The organism is Novosphingobium sp. RL4, from assembly GCF_035658495.1.
In the GTDB taxonomy this organism is placed as follows: domain Bacteria; phylum Pseudomonadota; class Alphaproteobacteria; order Sphingomonadales; family Sphingomonadaceae; genus Novosphingobium.
In genome coordinates, this window is record NZ_CP141944.1 from 1,789,006 (window position 1) to 1,811,706 (window position 22,701).

Consider the following 22,701-nt stretch of genomic DNA (forward strand, 5'->3'; position numbering starts at 1 on the left):
CGCGCGGTTCGATCCGGGCAGTGACGCCAAGGGTGCGGCAATCGAGAGCAAGTTTCCCGGGCATGTGGCGCTTTCGCTCTAGGCGAGGCGCGTTTCGTCCCTGGCGCTGGCGCGAGGATAGGGTGCCGTCCTGCGGCTTCTTGCGGATGACAGGGCAAGGATGCCTGCCGCCAGCAGAGCCGGAAAAATCCCGAAAAGCCGTCCTCGCTCGCCGCCGCCGAGCTGGCTGGCCAGCATGAGGATCGGGAAATGAACGGCATAGAGCGGGAAGGACAGGCTGCCGAGCAGGGCGAGCGGCCGCTCGGCGATGCGCGGTGGTGTGGCGGTCGCCGCAATCCAGAACAGCGGCGGAAACCCGAGCGACATCACAAGGGCGTCGCCGATCCAGACCGGCAGTGGAACAAGCGGCAGCAGCGCCACGAGGGCGATCGGCATGAGCAGCGCGATTCGCCAGTCGGCGGCGCTTGCGGGCCTGCGGGCGCGCCACCGCCGCGCCATGACGATGCCCAGCAGGTAGGACCATCCCCCTCGCAGCAATCCGGCGGGCAACTGGCGCAGGTCCCCGCCGAGGTCGCCGTCACCCGCGCGGGCCATCAGCATGACCAGCCCGGCCAGGCAGGCCAGGGCCAGAAGCGCAAGCTTCGCGTCGGTCAGGCGATGAAGCTTCATACCATGAAGCAGGTTGAGAGCCAGTTCGGCGAACAGCGACCATTGCGGCGTATTGGCGGGGAACGTCATCCCGCCGGTCAGCATCGGGACCATGGCGAGGGATAGCACGAAGGCCGCAAGCGCGAGGCCGCCGTTGCCGGTCGCGCCGAACAGGGCGAAGGCGCCGGGAATCGCTCCGGCCGCGACCATCGGCAGAAAACGGCGGAAGCGCCGGCGCAGAAACGTGACCGCGTCGATTCCCGCGCCGAACCGGGGTTCGAATGCCAGCGTCAGCACGAAGCCGGAAAGCAGGAAGAACAGGTCCACGAAAAGGTAGCCGCGCGTAAAGGCGGGGAAGGGGGCGGAAAGCCGGGCGTGGAAGACGAGCACGCCGATCGCTGCGAATCCGCGCAGTCCGTCAAGCAGCAAGAGTCTTTCGCCCGGATCGGTTTTCACTGCGCTCGCTTCGTGATGGACCTGCAACTGCGGAATAGCGCGCCAATCGTTAAGGCGGCGTTTTGGGCTTTACGCCGCGGGCTGTGCGCTAAATCCGGCGATGCGCGATGGGTTGTGGACTATTCATCCTGCGCCCCCTATCTGATCCGCCATGGCAAACCGCCTGCTCCTGACCCTGCTGGCCCTGTTGACGGGCCTCGCCGCGCAGATCGGCCCTGCCGACGCGCGCGCGTCGCAGGTTGCCAGCCTGCAGGTCGTGCTGATCGAAGCCGCCGTTGCCGCCAAGGCACCGCGCGCGCCGGTCGCCCTTGCTCAGCTTCCCGAACCGGGCCTGCGCAATACCCGCCGCCATGCGCCGCCGCTTGTCGCGGTGCCGGAATCGCCGGCGGTGCCCACGGTGCTCACCGGGATAGACCGCGCGCGCGAATAAGCGCGCCGGGCATTCGCAACCTCGCGAAAACCTTTTCACGTGCCCGCGCGTCATGCGGGTGCGTTCATCCGACATAAGCCTTCACGAAAACAGGGATTCCCGCCATGTTCGGCGCCATCGCCAAGTCCATTTTCGGTTCGTCCAACGACCGTTACGTCAAGTCGCTCGATAAGGTCGTGGGCCAGATCAACGCCTTCGAGCCCGTGCTGGAAGCCTATAGCGACGAGGAACTGGCCGGCCAGACCGTCAAGTTCCGCGAACTGCTGGCCAACGGCAGCACGCTTGACCAGATCATGCCGGAAGCCTTCGCCACCGTGCGCGAAGCCTCGAAGCGCGTGTTCGGCATGCGCCACTTCGACGTGCAGATGATTGGCGGCATCGTGCTCCATCGCGGCGAGATCGCCGAAATGCGCACGGGCGAGGGCAAGACCCTGGTGGCGACCACCGCCACCTACCTCAACGCGCTTGAGGGCAAGGGCGTGCACATCGTCACCGTCAACGACTACCTCGCCCGCCGCGACGCGGAGCAGATGGGCAAGCTGCACAATTTCCTCGGCCTGACGATCGGCGTGATCGTGCCGAACCTCAACGAATACGAACGCCGCGAAGCCTATGGCGCCGACATCACTTACGGCACCAACAACGAGTTCGGCTTCGATTACCTGCGCGACAACATGAAGCATGAGCGCAGCCAGATGGTGCAGCGCCCCTTCAACTTCGCGATCGTCGACGAGGTCGACTCGATCCTGATCGACGAGGCGCGCACCCCGCTCATCATTTCCGGCCCGACCGACGACAAGTCGGAGCTCTACATCCAGGTCGACGCGGTCGTTAAGCAGTTCGTTCCCGAGGACTACGAGACCGACGAGAAGACCAAGAGCATCAGCCTGACCGAGGACGGTGTCGAGAAGGCCGAGCGCATGCTCGAAGCCGCCGGCCTGCTCGTCGGCTCGAACCTCTACGACGTCGAGAACACGCAGGTGGTCCACCACCTCGACCAGAGCCTCAAGGGCGTGGTCATGTTCAAGCGCGACATCGATTACATCGTCAAGGACGGCAAGGTCGTCATCATCGACGAGTTCACCGGCCGCATGATGGACGGCCGCCGCTGGTCGAACGGCCTGCACCAGGCGGTGGAAGCCAAGGAAGGCGTCCGCATCGAGCCCGAGAACCAGACGCTCGCCTCGATCACCTTCCAGAACTACTTCCGCATGTACCCCAAGCTTTCGGGCATGACCGGTACGGCCGCCACCGAGGCGCCGGAATTCTACGACATCTACAAGATGAACGTCGTCACCATCCCCACCAACGTGCCGGTGCAGCGCGTGGACGAGGAAGACGAGTTCTACAAGAACACCCACGACAAGTTCGGCGCCATCGCCAAGCTCATCCGCGAGCGTTACGAAACCGGCCAGCCCGTCCTCGTCGGCACCGTGTCGATCGAGAAGTCGGAGCTGCTGTCGGACTTCCTCAACAAGGAAGGCGTCAAGCACTCGGTGCTGAACGCGCGTTTCCACGAGATGGAAGCGCATATCGTCGCGCAGGCCGGTTCGCTTGGCGCCGTGACGATCGCCACCAACATGGCCGGTCGCGGCACCGACATCCAGCTTGGCGGTAACGTCGAGTTCCGCGTCGAGGACGAACTGCGCGACATGCCCGAGGGGCCGGAGCGCAACGAGGCCATCGCCCGCATCAAGATGGAAGTCGCCGAGCAGAAGCGTCTCGTGCTCGAAGCCGGCGGCCTCTGCGTGATCGGTACCGAGCGCCACGAAAGCCGCCGCATCGACAACCAGCTGCGCGGCCGTTCAGGCCGTCAGGGCGACCCCGGCCTTTCGAAGTTCTACCTCTGCCTGGAGGACGACCTCCTGCGCATTTTCGGCCCGGACACGCTCTTCGCCAAGATGATGAACAGCAACCTTGCTGATGGCGAGGCGATCGGTTCCAAGTGGCTGTCCAAGGCCATCGAGACCGCGCAGAAGAAGGTCGAGGCGCGCAACTACGAAGTCCGCAAGCAGGTCGTCGAATACGATGACGTGATGAACGACCAGCGCAAGGTCATCTACGAACAGCGCGCGGACATCATGGACGCCGAGACGGTGGACGAAGTCGTCGTCGACATGCGCAACGACACGGTCAACGCCATCGTCGCCGATGCCTGCCCGGCCGGCTCCTATCCCGAGCACTGGAACGTCGAGGCACTCAAGGCCAAGTCGCTCGACGTTCTGGGCATAGAAGTGCCGATCGAGGACTGGATCGAGGAAAGCGGCGTCGATCCCGAGCTGGTCGAAGAGCGCGTGGCCGCCATGGCCGCCGAGCACATGAACGCGAAGATGCTGCAGGACGATCCGGCGATCTGGCGCCAGGTCGAGAAGTCGATCCTGCTCGACCGTCTTGACCACTACTGGAAGGAGCACCTTTCCACCCTCGACGCGCTGCGTCAGGTCGTGTTCCTGCGCGCCTATGCCCAGAAGACCCCGATCAACGAGTACAAGACCGAGGCCTTCAGCCTGTTCGAGCGCATGCTCGACCAGATTCGCGAAGACGTGACGCGCATCCTGTCGGTCAGCGAACTGCGCATCCCGGAACCGGCCGCGCTGCCCGAACTGCCGGACTTCCTGACCGGCCACATCGACCCGCTGACCGGTCTCGACAATTCGAACGACGGCGACGGTTCGGCCTTCATGCCAGAACTGTTCGGTTCGCTGGCGGGCAGCCCGCAGGCCGGTGTCGGCGTGGGGGCCGGTGGCACCGGGGAGAACCCCTATGCCGACCTGCCGATCAGCCGCAATGCGCCGTGCCCTTGCGGTTCGGGGCAGAAGTACAAGCACTGCCACGGCGCGCTCGCCTGAGGCGGTGAAGGCTCCGGTGCGGCGAATCTGTCGCCGTTTCGGACCTGACCTGTGACGATGAAACGATAACGGCCCGGCATCGCTCGATGCCGGGCCGTTATCGTTTCCGCCTACAGGATCCGTCGCGCGAGCTTGCCTAGGCCACCGGCACCCGGATCCGCGCGATGAGGCCGCCGCAGGGCGATGTCGCGAAGGAAAGCTGGCCGCCGAACCGCATCATCAGCCGGTGCGCGGTGGGAATGCCCAGCCCGAAGCCCGGCGTATCGCGCGTGCGCGCCTCGTCGAGCCGGAAGAACGGGGTGAGCACATCCTCGAAATGGCCGGGCGGAATGCCGGGACCGGCATCCTCCACCTCGATGATCCAGCCGCGATCTTCGTGGCGGACGGTGAGGTCTGCGCGGCCGCCGAAGCGGATCGCATTCTCGACCAGTGCGCCGACCGCCAGCGATAGCGGTTCCGGGAATGTCTCCACCGTGGCGCCGCCTGCCGGAGTCAGCCTGGCGCGATCCTCGTAAGGGGCGATGGCGGCGGCGGCGAGCTGGTCCAGGTCCACAGGTTCCGGTTCCGAGGAGAGGTGCTGCGCGCGCAGGTAGCCCTGGAGCGAGGCGAGCAGGCCTTCCATCTCGTCGATGCTGGACTGCATGATGTCGGCGATCTCGCGGTCCTCGATCAGGTCCGTGGCGATCTGCTGGCGGGAGAGGGGCGTGCGAAGGTCGTGGCTGATCGCTTCGAAGGAGCGGGCCTGGTCTTCCAGCAGGCGCGCGATGCGCTCCTGCATCATGTTCATCGAATGGGCGAGGTCGCGCAGGTCTTCCGGGCCGCTCTCTCGGATTTCCACGCGCTGGCCGTGGCCGATGGCATCGGCGGCCTGGGTCAGGCGGCGGAGCGGGTTGGTGAGCAGCCGCAGCGCGACGAGGCCGATGGCGATGCAGGCCAGCGCAGTGCAGAGCATCAGCACGCTGGCGCGCAGGGCGATCGGCCACATGGACGTGATGTCGCGCGAGCGGAAGTTCAGCCACTTGCCGTCGGCGAGGCGGATCGAGCCGACGAGATCGCGTTTGCCGCCGTGAGCGTCGGAAGTGGCGAGATGGAGTTGCCGCGCGGCGAGCGAGGGTTCCCATTCGATGACTTGCCCGGCGATTCGCTCCAGCGTGTCCGAATCCGTCGTGACGGAAACGGCGGGTGCGGGGGCGAATTCGGCCTTGAGGTGGCCGGTGGTCATGATCGGTGCGGCAAGATCGGGGTGAAGCGCGTGGATGCGATCGCTGACGACGATGAGTTCGGCGATTCGGCGGGCATGGTCTGCGCGCAGGGTCTGGCGGTCGATGGCCTGGTAGAGCAGCAGGCTGCCCACGAGTTGGACCACGCCCAGCGACAGGAAAACCACGGCGGCTAGAACCGCAAGACGCGGAAAACTGATTCGCGGCAACACCATTCCTCTCGCAGAGCGCCCGATTCTTATACGCGATCTGCGGCGACGCCCGAAATCAGCGCTCTCACCGGAGAAGCCGTTCGTCAATGCGGAGTGATGTGTGGGAAACGTTTTGATACGCGCGCCTTGCGCCGAGCCCTTTCTTCATGCCTTCCGTGGAAGGAGAAGAAAGTGGCTCCCCGAGTAGGATTCGAACCTACGGCCATTCGATTAACAGTCGAATGCTCTACCGCTGAGCTATCGGGGAGCAGCCTGTCAGTGTTTCCACCGCCGGGCAGGAGTGCGCCTATAAAAGGGGTCCTCCGGGTTGGCAAGCGCTCTGTGCGGAAAATGTCGAGAAAACTTTTCCACAGGGCAGGCGCCCCATTCGGGCAATTCCTCAGACCTGGAACTGCTCCGCGAAGATGCGTTCCTCCAGCGTGAAGCCGGGGTCGAACAGCAGGGTGAGTTCCTTCTCGGGATTGGCGACGATGCGCACGGTCCGCACGTCGCGCACTTCCTTCTGGTCGGCCACGGCGGCGACCGGGCGCTTGCCGGGTTCCCGGATGCGGAATTCCACTTCGGCGCTTTCGGGCAGGATGGCGCCCTTCCAGCGGCGCGGCCGGAACGGGCTGAGCGGGGTGAGGGCCAGCATGCGCGATCCCAGCGGCAGGATCGGGCCGTTGGCGGAAAGGTTGTAGGCGGTCGATCCCACGGGCGTGGCCACCAGCACACCGTCGCCCACGAGTTCCTCCATGCGGACCTTGCCGTTGATCGTCACTTCCAGCTTGGCGGTCTGGCGGGTTTCGCGCAGCAGCGAGACCTCGTTGATCGCGTAGTAGACGAATTCGCGGCCATCGTGGCTGGTGGCATGCATCTGCAGCGGGCGCACCGGAACCTCGTGAGCTTCGGCGATGCGCTCGGCGATGGCCACCCCGTCATGCGGGCCGTTCATGAGGAAGCCGACCGTGCCCAGGTTCATGCCGTAGACCGGCTTTATCACGTCGCGGTCGAGCATTTCGTGCAGGACGTGGAGAAGAAAGCCGTCTCCGCCGACGACGACGAGAATGTCCGCCTCCACCGGATCAACCCAGGGGTGCGAGCGGCGAAGCTGCGCGGACCCGAGTTGGGCCTTGGCGCTGTCCGACACGATAAGCGCCAGTTTCGGTTCGTCAGCCATCGAATTCCCCAGCAACATTTCGTCCGGCGGGATCGGTCAAGGCCCGGATTGCGGGCACCTGTCCCATTTTCATGCGGTTTTTCACGCTGCGGACCTTTCGAATTTTGCATCGTTTGGCAAGGGCTTTGGCTATAGCGGGGGCGATGGTTGAAAGACGCAAGGGGCGGCCGCAGCGCCATGCCCGCAGGCTCGAGGACAGGCTGACCGGAATTCCCGGGCTCGATGCCGTGCGCGAACGGATCGACGCATGGCGCGCCGATGCCGAAAGCGCGCCGCAACATGCTCACGTCCACGCCATGCTGCTGGCCCTGCGCCGGCTCGACGCCATCAACATGGCCTATGGCGAAACGGCCGGTGACGGCGCGCTTGAGGAAGTGGCCAACCGCGTGGCCCATTTCGCGGGTGAGGAACTGGACGGCCCGTGGCTGCTGGCGCGGGCGGGCGGCGGTTCCTTCGTGCTCGTCGCCAACGAGGCGTGCAGCCGGGAACGCTGGCAACTGGTGGCGGACCAGCTTGCCGATGCCATCGCCCGGCCGATCGCGCTGCCGACCGGCGTGCTGCGCCTCTCGCCCCGTATCGCGCTGATCCGCGCGCTTACGGAGGAAAGCGTCGATTCGATGCTCGACCGGCTTGGCCACGCGCTTCACGATGCGCAGGACCAGACCGCCACGCGGCTGGGCTGGGCGGATGGCGAAGTGACGCCGCCGGGCCGTTCGGCGGCGCAGCTCGAAGCGGACCTGCTCGGCGCGATCGACCGGGACGAGATCGAGATCCTGTTCCAGCCCCAGTTCAGCCTCATCGACGATTCGTTGACCGGGGCCGAAGCCCTGGCCCGCTGGAATCACCCCCAACTCGGCCGCATCGGTGCCGGTGCGCTCTTCGCCATTGCCGAGCGGGCGGACCATATCGGACCGCTTTCGCGCCATATCGCGGCCAAGGCTCTGGCGGCGGCAGGGGGCTGGCCGGGGAACCTGCGCCTCTCGATCAATGTCACCCCGGCCGACCTCGCCTTCGGCACCTACGTTCGCCAGATGCTGGACCTGATCCGCGAAAGCGGTTTCCCCCCCCGGCGGCTGACGCTGGAGATCACCGAACAGTCCCTGATCGCCGACGTTACCCAGACGGCGCAGATGATGGCGGAATTCTCCTCGCAGGGTATCCGCATCGCGCTTGACGATTTCGGCGCCGGTTTCTGCAATTTCCGCTATCTCAAGGTCTTGCCGATCCACTATCTCAAGCTGGACCGCGCGATGATCGACGGCATCACCACCGACAAGCGCGACGTGGCGGTGCTGCGCGCCATCGTCGCCATGGCGAAGGCGCTGGACCTCGAAGTGATCGCCGAGGGTATCGAGGAAGAGGCCCAGCGCAAGGTCGTCGCCCGTGAGCATTGCGCCTATTATCAGGGGTTCCTGCGCGCGCAGCCGATGTCGACGGCGATGTTCGCCAAGCTCGCCCGGGTGGAAGCCTAGCGAGATCCGGCGGGGCGTCTGCGCCGGCGCCAGCGGCGCCAGTCGCGACGGACCTTGTTCCATGCCATCCACGTCCCCGTCGCGCAGACGAGAGTGACGGCGGCCAGCAGGGGAAGCACCACGAGATCCCACCAGGGACGCTTGCGCAGCACCGGGAAGTCCAGGCTGTGCAAGCCGTCCTGGAGCCAGCGGTAGCTGCGCCCGTTGCGATCGAAAGCGCGCAGCAACTGGCCGGAGGCGGCATCGATGTAGAGCCGCGTCTGTTCGCCGTCCTTCAGCACCGCACGCCAGACCGGCAGGCGGGCGGGGGACTTGCGGCCGTAATAGTAGGCGTCCTCCTCAGCCAGCAGGTCCAGCGAGGCGAGCTGCGGCGTGCCCGCCAGCGCCGCGCGCAGTTCCTGCTCGCGCAGGGGCGCGGCAGTTCCCTTCGCGTCGAAGCGGCGGGTCTCGCCATCGGCGTTCACCGCGAGGAGGAACATGCGCCCGCCGAGCGGCGCGGTCTCGATCCGCACCGCGGTACCGGCCAGTGGTTGTGAGACCTTCGTAGCGGCGGAAAGGGCGCCGCGCATCTCGCTCCAGCGCGGCGTGCCGGCAAGACGCTGGCGCTCTGCGAAGCCGCCCATGCTGTCGAGCAGGCCCCATGGGTTCATGGATAGCAGTCCGCTCGCCGCCCATGTCAGCGTCAGCAGGCCGAAGAACAGCCCGAACACGTGGTGCCACCACCACAGGCCCTTGTAGGGCGATCCGATCGTGCCGTCTCGCCGCCGCCGCACGCGCACGATACCGGCCCAGATGCCGGTCATGGTGAGAAAGCATCCGGCCAGCGAGGTCCATATCACGACCTGGCTCCACAAGGCGCCGTCCTGCCGCAGGATCGTGGGATAGAGCCAGTGCGGCACCGCGCCCAGCCAGCCCCAGAACCGCTGGAACCGCGTGGTCCGCTGCACCACTTCGCCCGATGTGCCGGAGATGTAGATTTCGGTTCCGGCCGGATCGCCATAATCGGCGCGGTAGAGCGGGGCGTTGCGGCGATAGGTCTGGACGGTCCACTGGTCCATCCCGGTTTCGGTCGGGGGCTGGGCGGACGAGGCGATCCCGTGGCCTTTCGCGAAGTCGGCGGCGATCCGGCGCAATTCGGTAGGCGAGGGCGGCCCGAGCGGGCGGCCGGTTTCCAGGTCGAAGGCGGCGGGCGTGGTTCTCATCTGCGGGATCGGGCGAGCCGCCGATGCGGCCGGAACCACGCGCAGCACCGGGCGACCGGCGCGCATTTCCACGCGCGCCGAAGTTATCGGGAGGTCTGCGGGAATATCCACCGCTCCCAAGGCGGCCTGCGCCGGCAGGCGCAGGGGCGCGAGCCCCCGCACCTGCGCTCCGGGTTCGAGCCTCGGATAATCCACGTAGATCATCACGAAGCCGGACAGGCACCACAGCGTCATCAGCAGGCCGACGAAGACGCCGAGCCAGCGATGCGCGATCAGGACAGCGCGGGGCATGGCCTAGAAGCTCAACCCGTAGCTCACCCGCAGCGTGCGCGGCACACCACGGTTGAAGTAAAGGAAGCGGCTGTTGCTCCCGTCAAGCGTGCCGGCATCGGTGACGGCGGAGGCATAGCCGCGCGTGGCATAGGCCTTGTCGAACAGGTTCTCGACATTGACGCCGAAGCGATTCCGGCGCGCCTCGCCGTCGACGTAGAAGTGGCCGCCGAGATCGACGAGTACGTAGTTGCCGTAGTTCATCCGCCCGAAGCCCGATGCGGTGGACCAGACATCGCCGATCCAGTTGACCGCCAGGTTGGCGCCGAATGGCCGGTCTTCCGGGGAATAGGCCAGCGTTCCCTTGGCATATTGCGCGGGATTGCGGTCCCGCTGGACCGAACTGCCCTCATTGCGGACGCGGGCATGAGTGTAGCTTGCCGCGAGGCTCCAGCCGCTTTCCAGCTGCGCCGTCACTTCCGCTTCGGCCCCTTGCGAACGGACCTTGTCGCGCACGTTGATGTAGGTGCCGTTGGGATAGGCCGGATCGTCGTAAGTCGAATCGATGAGGTCGGTGATGCTGCGGTTGAAGTAGGTCGCCTTCCAGCCGAAGCGGACACCCGGCAGGGTCGCCGCGCCGCCCAGCGATGCGTTGAGATTCACGCTGTGCTCGGGCTTGAGGTTCGGGTTGCCGGTTTCGCAGCAGGGGTCGTTGCCGTAGAGCTGGGAGGCGTCGGGCAGGACGAACGAGGTGCCGCCATTCGCCTCCACATAAAGCGCTTCGGCAAAATCGTAGCGGCCCGAGACGTTCCAGATCGTCTTCCTTGCGCCGTCCGTGCGGTTATGCCGCAGCCCGGCGGCGATCCGGCCCTTCGAGGATATCTCGTCGGTCGTGCGGATCTGCGCGATGGCGGCGTGGACCTGTTCGCTGGTCGGCGCGATCAGCAGCACGTCGTCCCGGCCGGAGAAGTTCTGGAAGTCGTAGCCCAGCAGGTACTCCAAACCCCGGTGCGGATGCAGCTTGACCACCGCGCTACCGCCCCAGTCGCGGTAGCCCCAGAACGTGCCTGCCGGGTAGATCACTTGCGGATCGTGATCGGGAAGCGAGTTGCGGATCTGGATGTAGGCGGTCTTCCAGTCGTGGAAATAGCCCTTGAGGAAGAACTGCACGGTGTCGCTGCCGGTATAGTCCAGCCGGGCGCTGGCGATCTCCTCGTTGCGGTCGTTCCGGCTCTCGCGGATGCGGGTGGGCGAAAGGTTGTCGAGCTTCGCCTCGGTGTGTTGGTACTGGAGATTGAGCGCGAGATCGGGGGCGAGGTCGTACTGGTACTTGAGGCCTGCGGACCACAAGTCGTAGCCGAGCCGGCGATCGGTAAGGCTGGGCTGGTAGGCGCTGTAGGGCATGTATCCCTCGGAGCGGTTGCGCGAGGCATAGGCCACGAACCGATGCCCGCCCGCCGCGCCGCGCAGGTAGCCGTCGAAGCTGGTGCCGCCCCACGAATCGACCGAGGCGTTGACCTGCCCGTTGAAGTCGTCCGTGAAGCCGCGCGTCACCACGTTGATGATCCCGGCCGAGGCCTGGGTGCCGTAGAACAGGCTCTCGCCGCCGCGCAGCACCTCGATCCGCTCGATCATGCTGGCGGGCAGGGTGTCGTTGGGCGAGGTACTGCCGTAGAGCCGGTTGTTCAGCCGGATGCCGTCCATCGTCCAGAGCACGTCCTGCGTGCGCGAACCCTGCAGCGAGACATCGACGTAAGTGAACGGCCCGTTGCGGCCGCGAATGTAGAGGCCGGGCACCGAATCGAGCGCTTTCACCACGTCCACTGCGCCGCTGTCGCGAATCTGCCTGCCCTCCACGACGGCCATGTCGTTGCCGTAGCGGGAAAGTTCCTGCGGCAGCGTTTCCTCAAGGCTCTGGCCGGTGACGACGATGGCGCCGTCCTCGCCGTCGCCGTCGGCGCGTTCCCCGGCGAAAACCGGCGTGCTCCAGGCGAGCGCCAGCGCCGCGGCAAGCGCCGCGTGCGAAACCTTTGCGAAATTCATCTTCATTCCCCTGCCGGGCGCCAGCGATCCGAAGCAGGGGACTGCCGTTTGCGAACGGCCGGCGCACCGACCGGCCGGGCGCCCATGGAAAGGCGACCGTTCAGCGCACCGTGCGGCCCCTGCCGCTCGTTCGTCGCTCAGACGGAGAAATCACCGTGCCCCGGCCATCCCCTGGACCAAAGCAAGAGCGACCGGACGCCGGCAGGTCTCCTGGCTCACGGGTCATCGCTTGATGCACGGCCTTCCCAGGCCTCGCAGGATTTAGCGTCCGGCCCAGTGGCTGCGGCATGGGCGCCTTGCCCGCCGCGTGATGTACATCGCGCTCGCCGCTTACAGTTGCAGGGACAGCCTCGGATTCGAAGGCGGCAAAGCCCTCTCACCGCGTTCCCTATTAAGCCTCTTTCGAGGCACCGACGCGATCATTCGCCCGGCTCGTCAGACGAATCCGGGCGGAAGCGCTGGTAGCGGGCGATGCGGGCGGGGGCAATCCTCCATGCGCCAGTCACCGCCGCGGCGTTCGGGATGGAGGGAAATCGGGGGGAGAGCGGGGCGGCGGATCGTCGCCGCCCCGCAAGAGGATGTCAGCGCGCGCCCTCGGCGTAGTAGCGCTCCATGTCGAGGCGCATCTGGTGCAGCGCCTCGGGGTTCAGATAGACCATGTGGCCTGCCGGATAGTACTTGAACTGCAGGTTCTGGCGCAGCGCCGGCGCCAGCATCATGTGCTTGAGGTCGCGCTCGGTCGAGAAGAACGGCGTTGCCATGTCGTAGTAGCCGTTGAGCGAAAGCACGCGCAGGTGCGGGTTGATGCGCATCGCGGTGCTGAGGTCTGCGGTCACGTCGGCGACGTTCTGTTTGCGTCCGGCGGGCGGCTCATGCGTCCAGTCCCAGTCCACCGGGCCGCCCTCGCGCGCGCTCAGGCGGTAGTCGAGATCGGTCTTGTAGCCGAGCGTGGTGGTCAGCTGGTCAAGGAAGCTGCCGACATAGAGGCCGCTGATCGCGGTGTCCGAAGGGTCGTACTCGGGGCTTTCACCGGCCGCATCGGCATCGAGACCCTTGTAGCGGCCGTCGAAGCGACCCACCGTCTCGCGCCCGCCGCGCAGCAGTTCCTTGCGGAAACGGCCGAGATCGACGCGCAGGTTCGCCTGCTTCACATAGTCCACCGAAAGGCCGGTGAAGCGGCTGAGCTGGCGGGCTACGGCGTCTTCCTCTTCCGGGGTGATGTCCTGGCCCTTGGCGAGCGCGGCGGCATAGGCGCCGTTGGCGAACTGGCGGGACTGTTCGACGAACTCGTCCACGGTCGCCGGACGATCCGCCACGCGGCCGTGATACCAGGCGACGGCGGCATAGGTGGGCAGGTAGCCGACGTAGATATTGTCGAAGCCGCTCTGGCGGATGCCGTAGTTCATGATCGACGAAAGTAGCACCACGCCGTTCAGCGCCATGCCGCGATCCTCAAGCTGGTAGGCCAGCGCGCCCGAGCGGGTCGTGCCGTAGCTTTCGCCGAAGATGTACTTGGGGCTGCCCCAGCGCGCGTTCTTGGTGGTGTAGCGGATGATCGCCTTGGCGAAGGCATCCACGTCCTGGTCCACACCGTAGAAATCGGCAGGCTTGGCATCGCCCAGGGCGCGCGAATAGCCGGCGCCCACCGCGTCGAGGAAGACCATGTCGGTGCTGCCGATCAGGCTGTCGGGATTGGGGCCGACGTCGAAGGGCGCGGGGCGGACGGCTTCGGGGTTGCCGGTGCGCACATGGTCGGGCGCGAAGCTGCCCATGCGCAGCCAGAGGCTCGCCGAGCCGGGGCCGCCGTTGTAGAAGAAGGTGACGGGGCGGTTTTTGCCCGGCGCGGTATAGGCGGTGTAGAACACGCTCGCGGTGGGCTTGCCCTGCGCGTCGCGGATGGTGAGGGTGCCAGCGGTGGCGGTATAGGCGATCGCCTTGCCGTCGACCCGGGCGGTGCCCTTGCTGGTCTTCGTCACTTCTTCGACCGGGGCGCTGGCCCAGTTCGCGGCCACCGCTTCGGCGGTCTTCTCGGCGTGCTGCTTGGCAGCGTCGGGAGCGTCGGACTTCTGGGCCAGCGCCGGCTGGGCCAGCGCGATCAGCGAAGCGAAAGCGAGGGTTGCGGGGGCCAGGGGCGAGGGAAGCCTCATCGAAATTCCTTTGTTTTTTCGCGAACCGAGCTGCTTTTCCTAACGGCTCGCCTCACGCGGGCAAGGCTTCGCCGCAGGGAAAACGCCGGTTTTCCCGAAAATCGTATACCGGGCGCCTGAGGCTCAGGCCTTGCGCGCGATGGAGGCGAGGCCCTTCGTCAGTTGCAGCAGCCCGTTGAGGCGGGACTTGGGATCGCCCCATGCGCGCTGCACCACCAGCTTGTTGTCCGGCCGCAGCTTCACCGTTCCCTGAAGGCGCTCGGCATAGGCGATGAGGCCCATCGGGTTGGGGAAGCTGTCGTTGTGGAAGCTGACCAGCGTGCCGCGCGGGCCGACGTCGATCTTGGCGATATGCGCCTCGATCGCCTGCCGCTTGATCTGGATGAGCTTCACGAGGTTCGACGTGGCGGAGGGTAGCGGGCCGAAACGGTCGATCATCTCGGCCGAGAGCGATTCGATCTCGTCCTTGCCCTCGGCATCGTTGAGGCGGCGATAGAGCGCCATGCGCACCGCAAGGTCGGGAACGTATTCCTCCGGGATCATGATCGGCGCTTCGACCGTGATCTGCGGAGACAGCCCCGAAGTGTCCTTCTCCAGCCCCACGCCGCCCGCGCGGGCGGCAAGGATCGCGTCCTCCAGCATCGACTGGTAGAGTTCGAAGCCGACTTCGCGGATATGGCCGGACTGTTCGTCGCCCAGCAGGTTGCCCGCGCCGCGAATGTCGAGATCGTGGCTGGCAAGCTGGAAGCCCGCGCCCAGCGAATCGAGGTCGCTCAGCACCTTGAGGCGCTTCTCCGCCACTTCCGAGAGCGCGCGGCCTGCGGGCGTGGTGAGATAGGCGTAGGCGCGCAGCTTGGACCGGCCCACCCGGCCGCGCAGCTGGTAGAGCTGGGCCAGGCCGAAGCGGTCGGCGCGGTGGATGATGATGGTGTTGGCACGCGGAATGTCGATCCCGCTTTCGACGATGGTGGTCGACAGCAGGACTTCGTACTTGCCTTCGTAGAAGGCGCTCATGCGCTCTTCCACCTCGCCGGCGCTCATCTGGCCGTGGGCGGATATGGCCTTTACCTCGGGGACGTGCTTGGCCAGCCATTCCTCGACTTCGGCCATGTCGGTGATGCGCGGCACGACGATGAAGCTCTGGCCGCCGCGATGGTGTTCGCGCAGCAGGGCTTCGCGCATCACCATGTCGTCCCATTCCATCACGTAGGTCCGCACCGCGAGGCGGTCCACCGGCGGGGTCTGGATGGTCGAGAGTTCGCGCAGGCCCGACATCGCCATCTGCAGCGTGCGCGGGATCGGCGTGGCGGTGAGGGTGAGGACGTGAACGTCTGCGCGCAGCTGCTTGAGGCGCTCCTTGTGATTGACGCCGAAACGCTGCTCCTCGTCGACGATGACAAGGCCGAGGCGCTTGAAGTTCACCGATTTCGAGAGGATCGCATGGGTGCCGCAGACCACGTCCATGGTCCCTGCGGTCAGCCCGTCGCGGGTTGCCTTGGCTTCCTTTTCGGGCACGAGGCGCGAAAGGCGGCCTACTTCGAGCGGGAAGCCCGCGAAGCGTTCGGCGAAACCGGAATAGTGCTGGCGCGCGAGCAGGGTGGTCGGCGCGACCACGGCAACCTGCTGGCCGGCCATGGCGGCCACGAAGGCCGCGCGCAGGGCCACCTCGGTCTTGCCGAAGCCGACATCGCCGCAGACCAGGCGGTCCATCGGCTTGCCCTCGGCCAGATCGCCCAGCACGTCGTCGATGGCGTGTTCCTGGTCCTCGGTTTCCTGCCAGGGGAAGCGGTCCACGAACTGGTCGTAGGAGGACTTTTCGGGCAGCAGCGCCGGAGCGACGCGCAAGGCGCGCTCGGCGGCGGTCTTCATCAGTTCGCCCGCGATCTCGCGGATGCGTTCCTTGAGTCTTGCGCGGCGCTTCTGCCAGGCTTCGCCGCCCAGCTTGTCCAGCGCGACACCTTCGCTCTCGCTGCCGTAGCGCGAGAGCACGTCGAGATTCTCGACCGGGATGTAGAGCTTGTCGCCGCCCGCATATGTCAGCATCACGCAGTCATGGGGCGACTTGCCGACCGGGATCGACTGGAGACCTTCGTAGCGGCCGATGCCGTGGTCCATGTGGACGATCAGGTCGCCGGGCGTCAGCGCCGCCAGTTCGGCAAGAAAGGCGTCGGAATCCTTGCGCTTCTTCTTGCGGCGCACGAGACGGTCGCCGAGAATGTCCTGCTCGGTGACGACTTCGACGGCATCGCTAGAGAAGCCGGTTTCCAGCGGCAGCACCAGCGCGGCGCTGCGGCCCTGCACGGCAAGGCCAAGCGCTTCCTGCCAGGTATCCGCCAGCTTGGGTTCCGGGCCCTGTGCCTCGCCAAGGATCGAGACGAGACGCGCGCGGCTGCCGGTGGAATAGGCGGCGAGGATCGCCTTGCGGCCCGATTTCGCCACGGCATGGAGATGCCTGGACGCCGCTTCATAGGCATTGTCGCCGCGCGCACGCTCGGGCGTGAAGTCGCGGGCATTGCCGAAACCGAAATCGATGACCTTGGCGCTTTCCGGCTGCGCGAAAGGATCGGCGCGGTGGACCGGGAAGGCGGATACCGCCTGTTCGAATTCCTCGCGCGAGAGATAGAGCGCGTCGGTTGCCAGCGGGCGGTACGATCCCGCCTTCTGGCCCGAGGTTTCGAGACGGGCCTTGTGATAGTCCGCAATGTCGGTGAAACGCTCGTCCGCGGCGCCGAGCGCGGGACTGTCGATCACCAGCAGGTCGTCGTTCGAAAGGTGATCGAACAGCGTGACCAGCCGGTCCTCGAACAATGGCAGCCAGTGTTCCATGCCCGCAAGGCGGCGGCCGTCGCTGACCGCCTGATAGAGCGGGTCCGCCGTGGCATTGGCACCGAACATCTCGCGGTAGCGGCTGCGGAAGCGCTTGACGCTGTCATCGTCGACCAGCGTCTCGCTTGCCGGGAGCAGCAGGTGTTCGGGCACCGATCCGGTGGAACGCTGGGTGCCGGTGTCGAACAGGCGCAGCGTTTCCAGCTCGTCCCCGAAGAAATCCAGCCGCAGGCCGCCCGAACCGTTTTCGGAATTCAGCCCCGAAGGCACGATATCGAAGATCGACCCGCGCACCGCGAATTCGCCCGCGTCGATCGCGGTGTCGCTGCGCTGGTAGCCCTGGCGGCGCAGCAGCGCGATCAGGCTTTCGTGGCCGATATCGAGGCCCGGCTTCAGCAACCGCACCGATTCGCGGATGCGGAACGGCGTCAGCACGCGCTGGAGCACGGCATTGGCCGTGGTGACCAGCAGCTGCGGGCCGGTGCGCTTCAGCTGGAGCCGGTGCAGCGCGGCCAGACGGCGGGCGCTGACCGAAAGGGCAGGGCTGGCGCGGTCGTAGGGAAGGCAGTCCCACGCGGGAAATTCGACCACATCCAGTTCCGGCGCGAAGAACTGGGCGGCATCCGCCACGGCGCGCATGGCGCTTTCATTGTCGGCAATGAAGACCGCGCGGCCGGCTTTCGCGGAAGCGTCCGCCGCCCGGGCTATGTCGGCCATGACCAGCGGCTGGGCACCCCGCGTTACCGACGAGAGCGTAAGGGGCGTGGTCGCCGCGAGAATGCGATTGAGGTCGATCATGCTTGTCGTGCGGGGCCTTCGACAGGCTCGGGCTGAGCGGGTTCGGGAGTGTGCTTCATTCTCCGCCCATGCAGAGTCCCGAACGTGTCGGGGAATCGCAGCATCAGCGCGGAATCTCGACGTAATCGAGCTTCATCATGCGGTCGAGCAGCGGGCCGCGATATTCTTCGGGAATGCTCTGCGTGCCGAGCGCCCATGCCATGATGTCGACATCCTCTTCCTCGATCATCGTTTCGAAGAGGGTGATCTCGGCTTCGGACCATTCGGCGTGGAAGCGGTCGAAGTAGCAGCCGATCATGTAGTCGGCCTCGCGCGTGCCGCGATGCCAGGCGCGGAACTTGAGGCGGGCCAGCCGGGCCTGCCCCTGGGATGTGAGTTCGGTCATGACCGCGCCGTTACGATACGGCGCGGTCATGAGCAAGTTTTGGGTGCCTACCTCTGGAACACCTTGATGATCTCGTCACCCGGACGCCCGGTCATCGTCTTGGGCACTTCGGTGAGGAGGGCGCCCTTCAGCTCCTTGTGATAATGCCGCCGCATCTCGCCCAGCGAGCGCGGGTCGGCAACGATCACCAGTTGATCGATCTCGCGCTCCAGCACCTGCTGGTTGAGCCAGCCCGCCACCGCGGCGGCATGGGCGCTTTCGTCCAGGGCATCGTTGCTGCCGTCGCCGGTGCGGGCCTGATGGCGCTTTTGCGCATCATGCCGGCGGAAACCGGCGCTGAAGTTGGTCGCCTCCAGATCGGGCGTCTCCAGCGAAGTGAGCCTTGGTGCGGCTTCGCGTCCCGAGTTGCGATAGAGCTCGAAGTTTTCACCATCGACGATCGCGAACACGGTTCCGTGCGGAAGAAGCATGCATTTCTCCTATGCTGGGGTGGGAACACCCAAGGCAACGTGGCTGTCCGCAAATCCGTTCCCCGCCGGTCTGGCGAAACGAGCCGTTCTCGCGCTAAGAGGCTGCTCATGCGGCCCGAAGCACTGAATTGCCTGTTCACCGAGACTGATTCCCTTGATGGCGTGGGCCCCAAGCTCAAGCGTCCGCTGGAAAAACTCGGGCTTACCCGTATCCGCGACCTGATCTACCACTTGCCCGACCGCTTCGTGGAGCGCCGCGCGATCACCGATCTGGACGAGGCGAGCGTGGGCGAGAACGTGATCGTCCAACTCACCGTGCGCGATCACCGCGCGCCGGCCGGGCGCGGCCCGTTTCGCGTGCTGGCCGAGGATGCCGCCGGGAACGTCTGCACGCTCACTTATTTCGGTCGCTCGTCCTTCACCGCCCGCAAGCAGCTTCCGATCGGCGAGACCCGCTGGGTGGCCGGGCGGCTCGACCAGTACGGGCAGATGCTCCAGATGGTCCATCCCGAGCATGTCTCAGAGGACAGCGCCGCCCCGGTCGGCCAGCTTTGCGAGGCGATCTACCCGCTTTCCGAAGGGCTGACGCAGGGGCGCGTCGCCGGGCTCGTGCAGCAGGCGTTCAAGGCCCTGCCGGAACTGCCCGAATGGACCGAGGCCAGCCTGGTGGACCGCATGAAGTGGCCGGTCTGGCACGAGGCCGTCCGCGAGGTGCACCGCGGCGTCCATGCCCAGGCGCGGGACCGGCTGGCTTATGACGAACTGCTCGCCAACGCGCTGGCGCTGATGCTGGTGCGCGAGAGCAACCGCAAGCAATCGGGCACGCCGCTGAAGGGCGACGGTTCGCTGCGGGCGAAACTGAAGCTGCCTTTCGCGCTGACCGGCGCGCAGAAGCGTTCCATCGACGAGATCGAGGGCGACGTCGGCCAGAACGCGCCGATGCTGCGCCTGCTTCAGGGCGATGTCGGCGCGGGCAAGACGGTGGTGGCGCTCAATGCCATGCTGATCGCGGTGGAAGCCGGCGCGCAGGCGGCGCTGCTGGCACCGACCGAGATTCTCGCCCGCCAGCATTACGAGACTCTGGCGCGGATGCTCGCGGGAACCGGGGTAGAGATCGCGCTGCTGACCGGGCGTGACAAGGGCAAGGCCCGCGAGGCGATCCTGATGGGGCTGGTGAGCGGCGCCATCGATGTCGTCGTGGGCACCCATGCGATCTTCCAGGATACGGTCTCCTACCGCAATCTCGCGCTGGTGGTGATCGACGAGCAGCATCGCTTCGGCGTCGGCCAGCGTCTCATGCTCGCGCGGAAGGGGCGGCGCACGCCGCATACCCTGGCGATGACCGCCACGCCGATCCCCCGCACGCTGACTCTGGCCCAGTACGGCGAGATGGAAGTGTCCAAGCTTGATGAACTCCCGCCCGGCAGGCAGGCGATCGATACCCGCGTCGTCTCGGTCGAGCGCATGGACGATGTGGCCGGCGCCATCGCCCGCCATATCGAGACCGGGCAGCAGGCCTACTGGGTCTGCCCGATGGTCAGCGAAAGCGAGAACGACGACCTCGCCGCGGCCGAGGCACGCTACGCGGCGCTGAAGGAACGCTTCGGAGACCGCGTCGCACTTGTCCACGGCCAGCTCAAGCCCGAGGTCAAGGACGCCGGCATGGAGCGTTTCGCCAGCGGTGAGGCGGCGGTGCTGGTGGCGACGACGGTGATCGAGGTCGGTGTGGACGTGCCCAATGCCACGCTCATGGTGATCGAGCAGGCCGAGCGCTTCGGCCTTGCCCAGCTTCACCAGTTGCGCGGCCGGGTGGGGCGCGGCAGCGAGAAATCGACCTGCCTGCTGCTGCGCGGCCAGCAACTCAGCGAAACCGCGCGCCAGCGCCTCGCCCTCATGCGCGAGACGCAGGACGGTTTCCGGCTGGCCGAGGAAGATCTGGAACTGCGCGGCGGCGGCGAACTGCTCGGCACCCGCCAATCGGGCGACACGCCTTTCCGCATCGCCAGCCTCGAACAGATCACCAAGCTGCTGCCGCTCGCTCACGACGATGCGCGCCTGCTGATCGAGCGCGACGGCGGCCTCGCCGGACCGCGCGGAGAGGCGGCACGGCTGCTGCTCTACCTGTTCGAGCGCGACTGGGGCGTGCAGCTTCTGCGCGGTGGGTGATCCGGCATGAATCGACTTCCGCTATGGGGTAGACACTTATTAGCGGCGGAAAAGGGGTGGTTTGCGGAATGGCAGGTTTGGAGGCGATCTATAGTAAATTCAGCACAACCCGTTTTCTCTGCTTCTCATTGCATTTCGCTGCTCCTCTGATGGAGTGGCCGTCGAGATTGTCCTGGGGTCGCAGCTGCCGCCTATTCTTGCCGAGATCATGAAAATGTGTAGATGACAGGCTTCAAGGGGGTGACGATATGTACGGAAGAACTATGCGCGTCATAGCTATTGCTACCGGCACGCTGCTTGTAACAATGAGCAATTCAGGCGTTGTCGAGGCGGCTGCGAACGAAGCGCCGTATTCCAGCGTAGTGCAAAGCTTAGCGGCAAATCTTGTCGCGGTGGTTTCGCCGCCGGATGTGATGCGACAGAATGCGCGCCATAGTGCAGAAACTTCTATCGATCAGGGCCTTGCGAGGGATCCTAACTTACCAGCCGCAGAAATAGCCTATCCCGGCCTTTCGGGCGCTATGAAAGCTGCGGGCATGGCAGCCGTAGAGCCTTTAATCGATAACGCCTGTCAAGACTTGGCAAGCCGCCAGCGTGATCTCTTCGCGCGATCGTTTACAGTTTCGGAACTACGTGAACTCATCGCATTTTATAGTAGCCCCACAGCAAAGCAAGCAGCCGCAGCAGCACTTGCTATCACTCGGGATCCGCGAGATCCGGTAGGAACGAATGATATGAAAGCAAAGGCTGGTGAGGGAGAACTTACAGAAAGAGATTTTTCACGTTTGGGCAACGCGCTCGCTCAAACGAAGGTCCCTCCTTCAGTAGACCAAGCGCTTCAAAAATTTTCAACATCTGGCGTGTACAAGAAGCTAAATTTTTTCAATCCAGAATTGGATAAAACGATGGCGCAATGGTTGAACGATTATACACCAAAAATTCAGTCAGCCATAAGGGTGTCCATGACCGATAAAGCTGCAGCGTACATCGCGGGCCATAGATAGTCGGTAATTTTATCGCGTAAATTGCAATGAACAGTATCTGGCCAATTAGAAGCGTGGAATGTCCGTTTTTCAGCACCATTAAGCGTATCGCTAAATGGCAACAATGGGCGTGCCCGGAATGGCGGGTTTCAGACAAATTTTCCAGATAGCCGCCGCCGCTGCAGATCCTTGAATTCGTCCTTCGCCTAGCATCCCGTAGGCGTGACGCGGCCGGCGTAAGTGGGCGAGAGTGGGAAGTTCAGCTCCGCCAGCAGGGCGGCATCGGCATGGCAGTACTTCGCGGCGGGAACGAAGGCGAGCACAGGGGTGAACGCGAAGCCTTCGTGGTTCCTGACCAGCGCGAACGACTGGATATGCGTGGTTGCAGCCTTGTAGGGCGATTTCTCCACGTCGCGGCTGGCGATCAGCATGTAAAGCGTCGTCCGGCCCTCGTGGTTGCCACGAGCGAAACGGACAGAGCGGATCATGTCGTCTCCCACGTCGGGCGCATCGATGATGGATTCGCGCCCCTCGAGCGTGGCTGACGCATCTCCCACCTTGACGAGAAAGACGTGCTGGCCGCGGATCTTGTTGTTCTGCCGCCAGAGCTGCGCGATCGAACCGTCCTGATCGGTTCCGGCAATGTCGGGCATGGGGTTGACGCCGGGGGCGAGCGTGATCGGCGTCAGGCTTGCGGCACTATCTGCGCCGGTGGCCCGGTGAGTGTCCGGTGCCGGACGCGATGCGGCGGCGATGCCGGGCAGGGCGGCCAGCGTGGGGGCCGAAAGCAGGAAAAGAAGGCGAGGAAGAGAGGCAGGGCGCATCGGCATTCCCTTACATGGCGCATCCCTGCGAAGGTTTTGCCGGAGCGCGGGAGGCGGGGCAAGGGTGCTGGCCGAAAGGGGTAGGATCGGATTCGCAGGGGTGGACCGGCGGTTTTCCGCGCCTGGCGCAGTTCACGATGT

General features: G+C 65.5%; 15 protein-coding genes, 1 tRNA gene and 1 riboswitch. Of the genes, 5 read left to right on the forward strand and 11 right to left on the reverse strand.

What is annotated here, in order from left to right:
* Positions 1-78: 78 nt before the first annotated feature.
* On the reverse strand, positions 79-1,104 hold the full coding sequence (locus U9J33_RS08665) for an acyltransferase family protein (protein ID WP_324698985.1): 1,026 nt from the start codon (positions 1,102-1,104) through the stop codon (positions 79-81).
* Positions 1,105-1,255: 151 nt separating this feature from the next.
* Between U9J33_RS08665 and U9J33_RS08670 the strand changes: the two genes are divergently transcribed.
* Together U9J33_RS08670 and secA are read left to right on the forward strand one after the other, a co-directional pair.
* Positions 1,256-1,534 carry a hypothetical protein gene (locus U9J33_RS08670; RefSeq protein ID WP_054435849.1) on the forward strand — a complete coding sequence of 93 codons (279 nt, stop codon included), beginning with the start codon at positions 1,256-1,258 and terminating at the stop codon, positions 1,532-1,534.
* A gap of 104 nt (positions 1,535-1,638) precedes the next feature.
* A complete protein-coding gene (secA, locus tag U9J33_RS08675) occupies positions 1,639-4,383 on the forward strand; it encodes a preprotein translocase subunit SecA (RefSeq protein WP_054435848.1) in 2,745 nt (914 codons plus the stop codon).
* Between the two features lie 136 nt (positions 4,384-4,519).
* On the opposite strand, the gene U9J33_RS08680 is transcribed toward secA, so the two are convergent.
* The 3 genes from U9J33_RS08680 to U9J33_RS08690 all read right to left on the reverse strand — a co-directional run bounded on the left by U9J33_RS08680 (position 4,520) and on the right by U9J33_RS08690 (position 6,974).
* Complete coding sequence (locus U9J33_RS08680) at positions 4,520-5,770, reverse strand: sensor histidine kinase (protein WP_292636639.1); 1,251 nt, start codon at positions 5,768-5,770, stop codon at positions 4,520-4,522.
* A gap of 217 nt (positions 5,771-5,987) precedes the next feature.
* Positions 5,988-6,062 (reverse strand) — tRNA-Asn (locus tag U9J33_RS08685).
* 132 nt (positions 6,063-6,194) lie between these two features.
* The gene (locus U9J33_RS08690) at positions 6,195-6,974 is read right to left on the reverse strand and encodes an NAD kinase (protein WP_054435868.1); all 780 of its coding nucleotides are present in this window, start codon (positions 6,972-6,974) and stop codon (positions 6,195-6,197) included.
* Between the two features lie 143 nt (positions 6,975-7,117).
* Here U9J33_RS08690 and U9J33_RS08695 point away from each other — a divergent pair, with 143 nt between their 5' ends.
* Positions 7,118-8,446, forward strand: a complete 1,329-nt coding sequence (locus U9J33_RS08695; RefSeq protein ID WP_054435847.1) for a bifunctional diguanylate cyclase/phosphodiesterase — start codon at positions 7,118-7,120, stop codon at positions 8,444-8,446.
* On the opposite strand, the gene U9J33_RS08700 is transcribed toward U9J33_RS08695, so the two are convergent.
* The 6 genes from U9J33_RS08700 to U9J33_RS08725 form a co-directional block, all read right to left on the reverse strand.
* On the reverse strand, positions 8,443-9,939 hold the full coding sequence (locus U9J33_RS08700; protein WP_324698986.1) for a peptidase: 1,497 nt from the start codon (positions 9,937-9,939) through the stop codon (positions 8,443-8,445). The two genes, U9J33_RS08695 and U9J33_RS08700, sit on opposite strands and share 4 nt — an antisense overlap.
* Positions 9,940-9,942: 3 nt before the next feature.
* Positions 9,943-11,961, reverse strand: a complete 2,019-nt coding sequence (locus tag U9J33_RS08705; protein WP_324698987.1) for a TonB-dependent receptor — start codon at positions 11,959-11,961, stop codon at positions 9,943-9,945.
* Between the two features lie 182 nt (positions 11,962-12,143).
* Positions 12,144-12,391: riboswitch (cobalamin riboswitch) on the reverse strand.
* Positions 12,392-12,542: 151 nt separating this feature from the next.
* Positions 12,543-14,108, reverse strand: a complete 1,566-nt coding sequence (locus U9J33_RS08710; protein ID WP_054435845.1) for a S10 family peptidase — start codon at positions 14,106-14,108, stop codon at positions 12,543-12,545.
* 123 nt (positions 14,109-14,231) lie between these two features.
* Positions 14,232-17,732: a transcription-repair coupling factor gene (gene mfd / locus U9J33_RS08715; protein ID WP_324698988.1), complete on the reverse strand. Its 3,501-nt coding sequence runs from the start codon at positions 17,730-17,732 to the stop codon at positions 14,232-14,234.
* 103 nt (positions 17,733-17,835) lie between these two features.
* Positions 17,836-18,117: a succinate dehydrogenase assembly factor 2 gene (locus U9J33_RS08720; protein WP_054435866.1), complete on the reverse strand. Its 282-nt coding sequence runs from the start codon at positions 18,115-18,117 to the stop codon at positions 17,836-17,838.
* Positions 18,118-18,164: 47 nt separating this feature from the next.
* Positions 18,165-18,587 carry a host attachment protein gene (locus U9J33_RS08725; RefSeq protein WP_185997616.1) on the reverse strand — a complete coding sequence of 141 codons (423 nt, stop codon included), beginning with the start codon at positions 18,585-18,587 and terminating at the stop codon, positions 18,165-18,167.
* Between the two features lie 108 nt (positions 18,588-18,695).
* Here U9J33_RS08725 and recG point away from each other — a divergent pair, with 108 nt between their 5' ends.
* Positions 18,696-20,753 carry an ATP-dependent DNA helicase RecG gene (recG, locus tag U9J33_RS08730; protein WP_324698989.1) on the forward strand — a complete coding sequence of 686 codons (2,058 nt, stop codon included), beginning with the start codon at positions 18,696-18,698 and terminating at the stop codon, positions 20,751-20,753.
* A 263-nt stretch (positions 20,754-21,016) separates the two neighbouring features.
* Complete coding sequence (locus tag U9J33_RS08735) at positions 21,017-21,757, forward strand: DUF2059 domain-containing protein (RefSeq protein WP_324698990.1); 741 nt, start codon at positions 21,017-21,019, stop codon at positions 21,755-21,757.
* Between the two features lie 185 nt (positions 21,758-21,942).
* Here the strand turns inward: U9J33_RS08735 and U9J33_RS08740 are convergent, their stop codons facing one another.
* On the reverse strand, positions 21,943-22,560 hold the full coding sequence (locus tag U9J33_RS08740) for a hypothetical protein (RefSeq protein WP_324698991.1): 618 nt from the start codon (positions 22,558-22,560) through the stop codon (positions 21,943-21,945).
* Between the last annotated feature and the right edge of the window lie 141 nt (positions 22,561-22,701).